The organism is Paenibacillus sp. Y859, assembly GCF_056786405.1.
Genome location: NZ_JBXCIZ010000001.1, coordinates 560,345 through 573,474, shown reverse-complemented (window position 1 = coordinate 573,474; position 13,130 = coordinate 560,345). Strand labels below are relative to the sequence as shown.

The 13,130-nt window shown below is 40.8% G+C and carries 11 protein-coding genes; 9 read left to right on the top strand and 2 right to left on the bottom strand.

Annotated features, from left to right (window positions below):
• Window positions 1–208 precede the first annotated feature (208 nt).
• Entirely contained in the window at window positions 209–1,246 is a 1,038-nt protein-coding gene (locus AC1TO8_RS02970) for an AI-2E family transporter (RefSeq protein WP_482054492.1), read from the top strand.
• Between the two features lie 73 nt (window positions 1,247–1,319).
• Here the strand turns inward: AC1TO8_RS02970 and AC1TO8_RS02965 are convergent, their stop codons facing one another.
• On the bottom strand, window positions 1,320–1,802 hold the full coding sequence (locus tag AC1TO8_RS02965) for a hypothetical protein (protein ID WP_482054111.1): 483 nt from the start codon (window positions 1,800–1,802) through the stop codon (window positions 1,320–1,322).
• A gap of 171 nt (window positions 1,803–1,973) precedes the next feature.
• Here AC1TO8_RS02965 and AC1TO8_RS02960 point away from each other — a divergent pair, with 171 nt between their 5' ends.
• From AC1TO8_RS02960 to helD, 3 genes are read left to right on the top strand one after another with little or no spacing between them, the layout of a single operon-like run.
• A complete protein-coding gene (locus tag AC1TO8_RS02960; protein ID WP_482054491.1) occupies window positions 1,974–3,011 on the top strand; it encodes an FUSC family protein in 1,038 nt (345 codons plus the stop codon).
• Complete coding sequence (locus AC1TO8_RS02955; protein WP_482054110.1) at window positions 3,011–4,849, top strand: adenine deaminase; 1,839 nt, start codon at window positions 3,011–3,013, stop codon at window positions 4,847–4,849. Before AC1TO8_RS02960 ends, AC1TO8_RS02955 begins: the two co-directional genes overlap by 1 nt.
• Window positions 4,850–4,875: 26 nt before the next feature.
• Window positions 4,876–7,224 carry an RNA polymerase recycling motor HelD gene (gene helD, locus AC1TO8_RS02950; RefSeq protein WP_482054109.1) on the top strand — a complete coding sequence of 783 codons (2,349 nt, stop codon included), beginning with the start codon at window positions 4,876–4,878 and terminating at the stop codon, window positions 7,222–7,224.
• Here helD and AC1TO8_RS02945 read toward each other — a convergent pair.
• Window positions 7,216–8,118, bottom strand: coding sequence for an AraC family transcriptional regulator (locus tag AC1TO8_RS02945; RefSeq protein ID WP_482054108.1), 903 nt, complete (start codon window positions 8,116–8,118; stop codon window positions 7,216–7,218). The two genes, helD and AC1TO8_RS02945, sit on opposite strands and share 9 nt — an antisense overlap.
• Window positions 8,119–8,261: 143 nt before the next feature.
• Between AC1TO8_RS02945 and yicI the strand changes: the two genes are divergently transcribed.
• From yicI to hxlB, 5 genes are all read left to right on the top strand, one after another.
• On the top strand, window positions 8,262–10,589 hold the full coding sequence (gene yicI, locus AC1TO8_RS02940) for an alpha-xylosidase (RefSeq protein ID WP_482054107.1): 2,328 nt from the start codon (window positions 8,262–8,264) through the stop codon (window positions 10,587–10,589).
• A gap of 107 nt (window positions 10,590–10,696) precedes the next feature.
• A complete protein-coding gene (locus AC1TO8_RS02935; RefSeq protein WP_482054106.1) occupies window positions 10,697–11,557 on the top strand; it encodes a phosphotransferase family protein in 861 nt (286 codons plus the stop codon).
• A 57-nt stretch (window positions 11,558–11,614) separates the two neighbouring features.
• Complete coding sequence (locus tag AC1TO8_RS02930; RefSeq protein WP_482054105.1) at window positions 11,615–11,833, top strand: winged helix-turn-helix transcriptional regulator; 219 nt, start codon at window positions 11,615–11,617, stop codon at window positions 11,831–11,833.
• A gap of 57 nt (window positions 11,834–11,890) precedes the next feature.
• Entirely contained in the window at window positions 11,891–12,523 is a 633-nt protein-coding gene (gene hxlA / locus AC1TO8_RS02925; RefSeq protein WP_482054104.1) for a 3-hexulose-6-phosphate synthase, read from the top strand.
• An 8-nt stretch (window positions 12,524–12,531) separates the two neighbouring features.
• Window positions 12,532–13,089, top strand: a complete 558-nt coding sequence (hxlB, locus tag AC1TO8_RS02920) for a 6-phospho-3-hexuloisomerase (RefSeq protein ID WP_482054103.1) — start codon at window positions 12,532–12,534, stop codon at window positions 13,087–13,089.
• Window positions 13,090–13,130: the final 41 nt, after the last annotated feature.

Below are 13,130 nucleotides of genomic sequence, written 5' to 3'. Positions count from 1 at the left end.
CCTTAAGAGTTAATGAAATTATTTTATTTTCTTTTAAGGGAATTTTAATTTTTGCTAATTACTTCGTGAACAACTCAGCAAATATGACCGCTTTTGAGAAATATGATGAATCATTGGATGTACACTTTTCAACAGTATGAATCTAATGATACAATAGAGTTCAGTACGAACAAAAATACCTTGAACATAGGGAGCCTAGCCTTACGTGATGACATCATTTAAAGAAACTCTTCAAATACCAGCTGTCAAAAGAATAATCGTTCTGGCAACACTTATCTTGTCGCTTTATTTATTTAGAAGTATGATGAATCTATTATTAATCACGTTTATTATTACCTATTTGGTTAATCGGTTGCATTCATTTCTTAGCAGAAAGGTTACTAGTCGATTCAAGATTAATGGAATCGTGTTGGTTATAATTATCTATGTTATTGCTCTGGGTATTTTAACGATTGGTACATACAAATATGCCCCTAAGCTGATATCGCAGCTTAATGATCTCTTACAGCAAGTGATTTCTTTTTATAGTAGACCCTTTGAGCCTACAGATAACAAAATAATTAACTATTTAATGGAATCTATTCGTAAGATTGATGTGGTAAGTTACGTGGATCAAGGCGTAAGTATCATTATGAAGACGTTATCTGATATAGGTAAGTGGAGTTTCAATATTGGAATCGCGCTTATTATGAGTTTGTTCTTCATGCTTGAGAAGGAGAAGGTTACTCACTTCACCGCGAATTTTAAGGAAAGTAAATTTGCTTATTTCTATGATGAATTAACTTACTATGGTAAGAAGTTTATTTTCTCATTCGGCAAAGTAATTGAAGTTCAGTTTTTAATTTCTATCATTAATTGTATTGTTTCAACGTTTTTCCTTTGGATGATGGGATTTCCTAATTTATTCGCGCTTGCAATCATGATCTTTCTTTTAGGTCTAGTTCCTGTTGTTGGTGTATTTGTCTCATTAGTCCCATTGTGTGCTATTGCATTTAAATTGGGTGGAATAATTAATGTTGTGTATGTGCTAGCAATGATAGCAGCGTTACATGCTTTTGAGGCTTATTTTATGAATCCGAAGTTTATGTCCTCCAAAACCCATTTGCCAATCTTTTATACGTTTGCTGTCCTTATCGTATTCGAACATTTCTTAGGAGTATGGGGGTTGATTCTTGGAGTACCAATATTCATGTTTATTTTGGATCTACTGGAAGTTCCCGTGTTGGAACCAGATAAGAAGAAATGATGAATTGAATGATATGGAGTGAACAAAATCCTAACCGCAAAGTTAGGATTTTAAAGTTGAGATGTGATCTTTGTTAAAGATGTGAGAAGGTGCCGTGTTGTATTTCATGGTGATTTCCATATTTATGATTCAGAGCGATCTTTAGTTTTTCGGGTAATTTTCGCTTGATCATTTCACCTTGTTCTTTACTTATTTTTCCGGATTTGATAGCAGAGTCGATCTTTTTGAGTTGTATCTCACTTAATTTCTTGGTGAACAATTCTTCATTCCATCCTTTACGATCTTTAGCGATTTGAATCAGGGTATTTCCTTTCTGCCATTCTTTCAATAACTCCTGGCTTTCCATATTCAGCAAATGAGCGACATCTCTTGTGATGCCTCTGTGATGATGTGGATGTTTGTGTTGTCTATGTTGCCTATTTTGATGGGGTGTCTGCGTTGTCGGATCTTCTGAATGGGCATAGACGGTGAACTCGTCTGTCTGTGCTCCAATGAATAGAAGGCCGGTCATCATAGTTGTTATAGCTAACTTAGTTAGTAAATTCTCATGACTCATACTCTATTTCACCTCTGCTTTACTTGTTCTTTCCAGAATTAGTATGAACCATTTACAGAATTTCATGCATAATAACATAGAGTGGCTGTTCAATAGGTGATATTTTGAACGACCATTGTGCTAAGGTAGGGGTAATATATTAATAAGCAATTGTAAGGGGGACAGATGACTGTGACTTTTGGTGCACGTATGCTTAAAACAGGGATCGCGGTTACCCTCGCTTTATATCTTAGTTCATGGCTTCAACTCTCACCTCCTGTGATAGCGGCTGTTGCGGCTATATTTGCTATGCAGCCTTCGATATATCGTTCGTGGCGGTATTTTCTTGATCAAATACAGACGAATACTTTAGGGGCAGCCATTGCGATGTTTGCTGGTTATTACTTCTCAAATGAACCTATTGCTGTTGGAATTGTATGTATCGTTGTTATTATGATCTGTCTCAAATTCAAAATGGGTGATACGATTGGTCTGACTCTTGTAACTGTCATATCTGTCATGGAAGCTTCGGGTCAATGGGAATTTGCATTGAATCGATTCTCACTAAGTATTATTGGGATCATCTCAGCATTTTTAATTAATATTCTGGTTATGCCACCGAAACCAAGACAGCAACTAACGGGACAGATTCAGGGAATATTTGATCATATGTCGCTATTGCTACGGACATCTATTACGGACGAAATGAAGGAACATATATTTAGGGATGAGAAGAATACCTTGGAGAAGGATATTAATTTTCTTTCTGACAAGTATTCATTATTTGAGGAAGAATATAAGAAGCTTAAGAGGGGTTCACTCAGTGAAAGTAGACATTTAGTTGTGTATAAGCAAATGTTGAATACGCTACGAAAGGGTCAGGAAGTGCTAGATGCGATAGGAGAGCATTATTTCCAATCGGAACGTCTTGCGGATACAGATCAGGAATTTACTGATGAAATTGAAATGCTCACGAAATTTCACGAGCATATTTTGCTGAAACTTGATCATAAGCTAAAGCCGAATACAACAGATGCGCTATTGACGGAAGAAACTAGCGATGAGTTTATTAAAAGAAACATTAAGCATTACATGGAACTAGAGGGTGGTCGTTCATTTCGATTAACGATTGTAGCGGCATCGATGTACGACTATGGTCACCAATTGAATCGGCTTAATCGATTAGTGGATAATTATCTTAAGAATGAAGAGGATAAGGAGCATATATAATGACACAAATATATAAATGGAGTAGATCAACATTAGCAGATTGTATGCCTGAACTTGTTGCGACAGCGCGTGGGGATCTAAAGGCAACACTTGCAGTGATCAATATTAAATTAGTGAACGTCATCTCAGGTGAAATCCTACCCGGAATGTCGATTGCTGTAAAGGGATCAAGAATTGCCTACGTAGGCAAAGATATTAGTCATACTATAGGTGAGAATACAGTTGTAGTCGATGGGCAGGGTAAATATGCTGCTCCCGGCCTTCTAGATGGTCACTGTCATATTGAAAGCACGCAACTTACAGTAACCGAATTCGCCAAAGCGGTACTACCCCTTGGAACAACAGGCGGGTTCTTCGATGCACATGAAATATCAAATGTCATGGGTCTAAAGGGACTGCGTTTCATGTTAGATGAAGCTAGAACCACACCCCTGGCAGCATATATGCAGGCTCCATCTTGTGTTCCCTCGACACATCCAGGTTTTGAAACAACAGGGGCCTTTATTGGTCCTGAGGAAGTTGCGGAAGCATTAAGCTGGGGTCCAGATATGATTGGATTAGGGGAAGTCATGAACTTTCCAGGTGTTGTGTATGGTGATGATAAGATGATTCGTGAAATTCAGGAAACGTTACGTGCAGGTAAATATGCTGATGGTCACTTTACTTGGAAATCGGATGATTGGCGCTTGCCGGTGTATGCTGCGAGTGGTATAAGTGGGGATCATGAATGCGTGACGAAGGAAGACGTTATCGAACGCATCCGACTTGGGATGTACGCCAAGATGCGGCAAGGATCTGCATGGCATGATGTGGCTGAGACGATTAAGGCCCATACAGAGGACGGAATCGATACAAGACGAATGATGCTGGTCACAGACGATCGAAGTTCTGAATCGTTACTTCGGGAAGGGCATATTAATTTTGTAGTTAAACATGCAATTGCACAAGGCGTAAAGCCCGTTACTGCCTTCCAAATGGCAACGATTAATACGGCTGAACGGTTTGGGGTATCAAGAGATATTGGCTCCATAACGCCGGGATCATGTGCAGATATCATATTACTTGATGGCAATTTAGTTGATGTAGATGTGGTGATGACGATTGCTGCAGGTCAAGTTGTGGCTGAGAATGGTGAAATGAAGATGACGTGGGAAGGATATCGCATCCCTGAGGAAGCATTTGAGACGGTTCATATTGGTAGACAGTTGACGGAAGTGGATTTCAACATCGTAGCTCCAATAGCTAAGGGGATAGTGTCCGCTACAGCAATCGAAGTGATTGAGAATCATGTTGATACGCATGAAAGGAAAGTACAAGTTAAAGTAGAAAACAATCACGTAGTTCTAGAGGATTCGGTTGATCTGTGTAAAATGGCGGTATTTGAGCGTCATGGTTTAAATGGAGGACAATCCATCGGAATTGTGATGGGTATTGGACTGAAAGTACCAGCAGCCATCGCTATGACGGTATCACATGATAGTCACAATTTGACTGTGATAGGGAACGATGACGTTCTTATGGCGAAGGCAGGGAACCTCGTTGCTAATATGCAAGGAGGTGTGGTCATGGTGACGGAAAGTGAGACAACCATATTCCCATTACCAGTTGGTGGGTTAATGTCCCCAGAACCATTCGAGACGGTAGCGCTTCAATCTGAAGCGATAAGTCAGGCTTTATTACGAGCAGGTTGTAGTCTTAATAATGTGTTCATGACGTTATCACTACTATCACTTGTAGTCATTCCGGAAATTCGCCTGTCGGATAAAGGATTAGTGCGAATATCGGCCGAAGGGATTGAAATTATTCCTTTATTTGATTCTGTTGGTGAGAATGAATAGAAAGATAGTAAGGGGATGAAACATTCATGAGTACGATTGATCAAGAATGGCGTGATGAACAGCAACGAGTTGATGAAGTAACGACGAAAGTGACTAGAAGAATAGATAAGCTTCAACAAGAAGTGGGAACGGTACGCGGTGATGTTGTAGATTTACGTAAGGAGTTCTGGGATGAAGTACGAGTCAACTTTAGTAGCTCAGATGACTTAGGTGAAACATCTACCAGTCTACGACAACAGTCTCAAGTGTTATCAGAGCGGGAACGAAGACATCTTCATTCCTCTGAATCATTGAAGAAAATGAAATTGCTTGTAAGGTCCCCATACTTCGGACGGATAGACTTTGAAGAAGAGGGTTCAAATCTGAATGAAACGATTTACCTAGGTATCGCTTCCTTCCTAGATGACGATGATAAGACATTCCTTGTGTATGATTGGCGTGCGCCTGTATCAAGCTTGTATTATGATGGTGCACCCGGCCCGGCTAACTATGAAACTCCCAGTGGTGAGATTAGGGGTGAAATGAAACTTAAGCGTCAATTCGTTATACGAAATGCCCAAATTGATGTTCTATTCGATACAGGTGTGACGATTGGAGATGAGTTGCTTCAACAAGTGCTTAGCCACAGCGCTGATAATCAAATGAAAAGTATCGTTGCAACCATACAGAAGGAACAGAATGCCGTTATTCGTAATGAAAAGAGTCGTATGTTGGTTGTTCAAGGTTCGGCAGGTAGTGGTAAGACATCAGCTGCTCTACAGCGTGTCGCTTATTTACTATACAAACACCGTGCAACTTTGAGCGCTGATCAGGTTCTTCTGTTCTCGCCTAACCCTTTGTTCAATAGTTATGTTTCATCGGTTCTCCCTGAGCTAGGGGAAGAGAATATGCAGCAGACGACCTTTCAGGCATATTTAGATTACCGATTAGCTAAAGACTTTGAACTTGAAGATGTCTTCTCACAAATGGAATCTTTATTGAAGACAGAAGAGGGGCACTCTCTTGATGTGAAGCGGGCAGCTATTAATTACAAATCATCACCTGCATTCTTGGAAGTTATTATCAAGTATAAAGAATATTTAGAAACCCAGGGTATGATGTTCCGACCAATTCGATTCCAAGGAAGATTGATCATATCATCAGAAAAGATGAGAGAAAAGTTCTATGGCTTCGACCTTGGAGTGAAATTAGCAAATCGTATTGAGCTCATGGTGGAATGGATGTTGAAGGAACTTACACTCTTTGCTCGGAAGGAAAGAGAGGCTGCTTGGGTAGATAATCAGATTGATCTGCTAAGTCCTGATGAGTATCAGAAAGCTTACACGCAAGTCCGGCGTAAACAGCATGCGAAGAAGGACAGTTTCGACGGTTATGATCAAGAGCGGAATCTATTAGCCAGAATGATTGTGAATGAGTGGCTGAAGCCAGTTCGCAAGTGGATTCGACGGAAGCGATTCGTGGATGCGAAAGGAATCTATCGGGAATTATTTCGGAGTGAAGAGCTTCTTAAATCCATTAATGGAACGGAAGAACTACCTGATTATTGGAATGAAATTAGTGAGAGTACTTTAAGTGAGCTGAAGAGTGGCAAGCTATCTTATGAAGATGCTACACCGTATTTATATTTACAGGAATTGGCTCAAGGTTTCCAAACGAATAATCTCATACGTTATGTATTCATAGATGAGGTGCAGGACTACTCACCTTTCCAGTTGCATTATTTAAAAAGATTATTTCCTCGTGCTTCAATGACGGCACTTGGTGATTTGAATCAGGGGATTTATGCCCATGCATCCGTTCTTGGTAGTATGGAATCGTTGCAACAACTGTATGGGCCAGAGAATACTGAAATGATCAATCTGATTAGAAGCTATCGTTCAACTTATGAGATTGTGGATTTCACCCGCAGTATGATGCCTGGTGGGGAGAAGATCATTGCTTTTAACCGGCAAGGGGATAAGCCAATGGTCGTTGTTGAAAGTGATCTTGACGAGCTGCATCGGAAGATCATTGCAGATATTGAATCGCTGAATGCCCAAGGATTTGAACATACAGCGATTATCTGTAAGACGCTTGAGGAGAGCGAGCTAGTATATGAAGCTTTGAAGGATCATTTAACGTTGAAAAAAGTAACCAAAACAACGCCTTCCTATGTGCTAGGAACGCTGGTCATTCCTTCCTACTTGGCTAAAGGGGTAGAGTTCGATGCGGTGATCATCTATAACGCATCGAACGATGTGTATGTGCGTGAGAGCGAACGGAAGCTATTCTATACTGTTTGTACGCGTGCGATGCATCTCCTCCATGTATACAGCTTAGGGGAACCAAGTCGTTTCATTACAGATGTGGATTCAGACAAATATCATTTAGTTTAACCCTTCAAAGAATTGCTTCCGGTACTTAGACGGAGTGCAATTCTTTTGTTTCTTAAACACAGTGATGAAGTAGCTCAGATTGTCGAAGCCAACATCCATAGCAATATCGACTATTTTTTTATCCGTGTTCTCAAGTAGCTTAGAGGCTTTCTGGATGCGATAATTATTCATGTAATCTATCGGCGTTTTCTGTACCATTTGCTTGAAGAATCGGCAGAAATGGCCCTCGCTCATATTGATCTCTGAAGCAAGGTCGTTTAGCTTAAGCGGCTCTGGATAATGCTCATGAATATAATTCAACACATTTTTGATTCGCTCCACCTTCTCATGACTTCCGGTAGAACGGATTTCATTTCTTGTCGTCGTATGCATATGATTGAACATCTTAGCAAAAATAAGATAAAGATGAGCTTTGGTCGTTAACTCACATGTTACTGAATTTTCTTCATTCTCTGTAAGGATGTTATCCAGGTAATCTAGAACATCGATTTCCCATTGCTCCGTTCTCTTGATATGCGGCGGTGGGAGTATTTGTTTCTTGAGTATTGGCGTGATAAACTTTTCTTGCACAATATCGAAGGCTTGACTAAGAAGCAGGTCAGGACTAAACACGACTGCTGAGAAAATACAAGGAATATCATCTTCATTCTCCACATACCCAGCATGGAGCTCACCACTATTTACAAAGATAGCTTCGCCTGCGTGGACTTCATAATAGGACGTATTAATTTGGAAAATAGCGCTGCCTTGCCTGACAACGATGAATTCCATTTCGTCTTGCCAATGGCAATCTAAGATGCTTTGACCGTTTAGTTGCTCAACATTAGGATAGATGCTAACAGGATACATGGGGTTACCATGCGCTCGATTTTCTTTTAATAATTCTCGATTCATTATATGACATGCCACCTTTAGGTTATTTATGGGTTGAGTTGATAGTAAACATCAATATATTGATACATTTGGTCAAAATATCGTAAGAAAAGTCTCCTTTTAATCAATATAATTATAGTATAAACCAATAGGAGGTAAAAAACATGAAATTTACGGATGGATATTGGCAAATCCGAGAAGGTTATGAAATTCAGAATCCAGCGGATATTCGTGACATCACACAGAATGGTGATTCGATGACCGTCTATGCAGCAACAAAAGAGATTAAATCAAAAGGTGATACGCTTAATGGTACATTGTTGAAAGCTACTTATAGCTCTCCAATGCCTGATGTTATCCGCGTTCAGCTTAACCATCATAAAGGTAAAGTGAAAAAGGGTCCTGAGTTCGAATTATTCACTGAAAATACAGATGTACAAATCGCCATTGGCGAAGAAGTGGCTGAGCTTACGAGCGGAAGCCTTAGCGTCAAAGTGAACAGAAAAGAAGGTTGGAATGTCGATTTCAACTTTGCTGGTAAACGTGTGACTGGTAGCGGTTGGAGAGCACCAGCCTACATCCAAGCTACTACTGCTGACAAGAGCACTTATTACCGTGAGCAGCTTGATCTTGGCGTTGGGGAATATATCTATGGTCTTGGCGAACGCTTCACTCCGTTCGTGAAGAATGGCCAAATTGTTGATATGTGGAATGAAGATGGCGGGACAAGCTCTGAGCAATCTTATAAGAATATTCCTTTCTATCTATCCAACAAGGGCTATGGCGTATTCGTTAATCATCCAGAGAAAGTATCTTACGAGATTGCCTCCGAGAACGTATCAAGAGTACAGTTCAGCGTCGAAGGGGAATCACTTGAATACTTCATCATTGGCGGTGGCACTCCGAAAGAAGTGTTGAATAACTACACGAAATTGACAGGTAAGCCTGCACTTCCTCCAGCATGGACATTTGGTCTATGGCTTACAACGTCATTCACAACAGATTATGATGAAGATACTGTAAATCATTTCATCGATGGTATGGCAGATCGCGATATTCCGCTCTCCGTATTCCACTTCGACTGTTTCTGGATGAAAGAATACCAATGGTGTGACTTCGAATGGGATAAAGATATGTTCCCAGATCCAGAAGGCATGCTAAGACGTCTGAAAGCTAAAGGTCTTAAAATATGTGCATGGATTAACCCGTATATTGCGGAGAAATCCCACTTGTTCGATGAAGGTATGGAGCAAGGATATTTGGTTAAGACAGCTGACGGAAGCGTATGGCAATGGGACAAATGGCAAGCAGGTATGGCGCTTGTTGACTTCACCAATCCAGCTGCGGTTCAATGGTACAAAGATAAGTTGAAGACGCTAATTGGTCAGGGCGTAGATAGCTTCAAAACAGACTTCGGTGAAAGAATTCCAACAGATGTAGTCTACTATGATGGATCTGATCCAGTCAAAATGCATAACTACTATACTTTCTTATACAACAAAGCTGTATTTGAAGTATTGGAAGAAAACTTGGGTAAAGGTGAAGCTGCTCTATTCGCACGTTCTGCAACGGTTGGCGGACAACAGTTCCCTGTACACTGGGGTGGAGATTGTTCGGCTAGTTATGAATCGATGGCAGAAACCGTTCGTGGTGGATTGTCATTAGGTCTATCTGGATTCGGATTCTGGAGTCATGATATTAGTGGTTTCGAAATGACAGCTGCACCAGACGTATACAAACGTTGGGTACAATTCGGTCTGTTGTCTTCGCATAGCCGTCTACATGGAAGTACTTCATACCGAGTGCCTTGGTTGTTCGGTGACGAAGCGGTTGATGTCGTTCGTGAGTTCACGAAGCTGAAATGCAGAATCATGCCGTATCTATTTAACTCAGCAGTAGAATCTACTGTGATGGGTATACCGATGATGAGAGCGATGGTGCTTGAATATCCTGAAGATCCTACTTGTGCTACGTTGGATACGCAATATATGTTCGGTGATTCCATCTTGGTTGCTCCAATCTTCAATAAAGAAGGCGATGTAACGTATTACCTTCCAGAAGGTAATTGGACGAACTATCTGACAGGTGATGTACTTGAAGGTGGACGTTGGTATAGCGAGAATCATGACTTCATGACGCTGCCAATGATGATTAAATCCAACAGTATCATTGCAGTGGGTCAACAAGATAACAAGACGGATTATGATTTCGCTGATGGTGTTAGTCTACATGTGTTCCAATTGGCTGATGGTGCAACAGCGCAAGCTGAGGTTGTTAACCTACAAGCTGAGAAGGAACTTGATGTTACAGCTACACGTACTGGCTCTGTAATCGAAGTTACAACAAGCGGTGTTGGTAAAGCTTGGTCTGTTGTACTTAGAGGCATTAATGAAGTAGCTTCTGTCGATGGTGGTAAGTCAGAATCCGGTGCAGACGGTGTCGTAATTACACCAGCAGCGGGTGCAACTTCTGTGAAGATTACATTGGTATAAGTTAAGATAACTTCTTCATGTATGAGAAGAAATTTGAAACATGAATAAAGATGTTTGGTAATTCATAAAAACCGAGTCATGAAGACGTGCAGCTGTGCGCGTCTGATATGGCTCGGTTTATTTTATATAAGGGTTGTGGCAATGATATGGAAATGTCTAAGTTATTTAAGAATGTGTCAGATGAACAAATCCGTTCTTTTGAAAAAAATATGATGGCAGTTGAACCATATACTTATGGGTTGATGGCTAAAGAGGGAATTCCCTGTACACATGTTATTCGTTATGATGGTTCTGGATCGATTATCGATCGACAGTATATGTTAATTACATTTATAGAAAGTATTCAATTAAACGATCTTTCGATTACAGAAGAGGAGTATGATACATTACAAGAAGAACTTGGGGGATTAACTCGCCAAATGCATGATATAACAGCTGATTATTTTGGATTTCCACAGCCAGATGGAACAGTGAAAGGGTCGACAACTTGGAGTGATGTATTGATCCTGTTCTCTTCGGAAGTTGCTGGCTTGTGTAGAGAGCATTGTTTGCTTGAAACGACTATGATCGATGAATTCCAATACTATTTTGTAACGCACAGCGCGTTATTTGATGAAGTAACTGTACCTTCATTAGTCCATAATGATCTATGGGATCCTAATGTACTCGTTCAAAGAGGGCATGACGATGTTCTACGTATTGCAGCTATAATCGATGCAGATCGGGCGATGTTTGCTGATCGTGAGTTTGATTTTGTATTATATAACAATGAACCTAGGTTTATAAAAGGATACGGGATCGAACTTGACATGAATGAGAAGGCGGTTGCCCGTAGAAAAGCATATGATGTGTTATGGACCTTTACGAATCTGTATATTCATGAGGTACAAATTGAATTACATGAATTAGCAGCTAAATTGAAAGAGGATGCAGTTAAATCTTTTCAATCACTAATCCGAGTCACGTAATGATTGTCTCACCTTCGTATAGGAAAGTAACCATATTACATTGAAGGGGGACTGAAATTGGGAGACCAGCATTTTAAAGAAACAGTTGAACTGACCTTGAAAGTCATCGGAGGAAAGTGGAAACCGGTTATACTATGTCATTTGACAGAGGGTACACATCGTTTCGGAGAATTGAAGCGAGAGATGCCCATTACGCAAAAGATGCATGAAATAGCTCTTCATAGTATCGAATTGGTAACTACGTTACATAAAGGTGCGTACTTTACATTTGGATAAGGTGTGTCTAGATTAGGGTATAGTAAGTCTAGTACATTTTAGAGGAGATTATTATATATGAAATTACAATTAGCGTTAGACCTTGTCGATATTCCAGGAGCAATTGAAGTTGTGAAGCAAGTTGAATCTTTTGTTGATATTGTTGAAATTGGTACACCGATCGTTATTAACGAAGGTCTACACGCGGTAAAAGCGTTAAAGGAAGCTTTTCCTAATCTGACTATACTCGCAGACTTGAAAATTATGGATGCAGGTGGATACGAAGTTATGAAAGCAGTTGAAGCCGGTGCAGACATCGTCACTATCCTTGGTGTAGCGGAGGATGCAAGTATTAAGGGTGCGGTTGAAGAAGCCAAAAAACATAGTAAGCAGATATTGGTTGATATGATTGCCGTGAAAAATCTTGCTGTGCGCGCAGCAGAGGTTGATGCCTTAGGCGTGGATTACATTTGCGTTCACACGGGCTATGATCTTCAAGCAGAAGGACAAAACTCCTTCGAAGATCTTCGCACGATCAAAGCGGTAGTCAAAAATGCAAAAATAGCAGTTGCTGGCGGTATTAAACTGAGCACTTTACCAGAAGTTATTGCGGTGCAGCCGGATTTAGTTATCGTAGGCGGAGGTATTACAGGACAAGAGGATATGGTAGCAGCTGCTTCTGAGATGAAGCAACTGATCACGCAAGGGTAATCGAAATCATGGAAACGAAGTCATACGTTGCTGCGATATTGAGGGAGTTGGACAACGCTTCTAGTCAGCTCGCGGATGAACAGCTAGATCTACTTGTTGAGCGAATAAGTGAGGCGGGAAGAGTGTTCGTAGCTGGTGCTGGCCGCTCTGGACTGATGATGCGCGCCTTTGCAATGCGGCTGATGCACCTCGGATTGGATGTATACGTTGTAGGCGAGACGGTAACGAGAAGTCTTGCTCAGGGAGATCTGCTTATAATTGGGTCGGGTTCGGGAGAGACGAAGTCGATTGTGCCGATGGCTGAAAAGGCACGAAGCTTGGGGGCAATTGTAGCCGCTTTGACGCTGTCACAAGCGTCTACAATTGGTGAGCTAGCACATATTATGGTTCTGCTTCCTGGCGCACCTAAGGATCACCTGGAGAATGAATCAAGCACAATTCAACCGATGGGTTCGCTCTTTGAGCAAATGCTATTACTTGTATGTGATGCCGTTATTTTGCGACTGATGGAGAAGCAGTCATTGAGCGGTAAGGCGATGTACGGTAATCATGCAAACTTAGAATAAGGTTAGGCGGTCCTACGGGACCGTCTATTCTATCTATATTA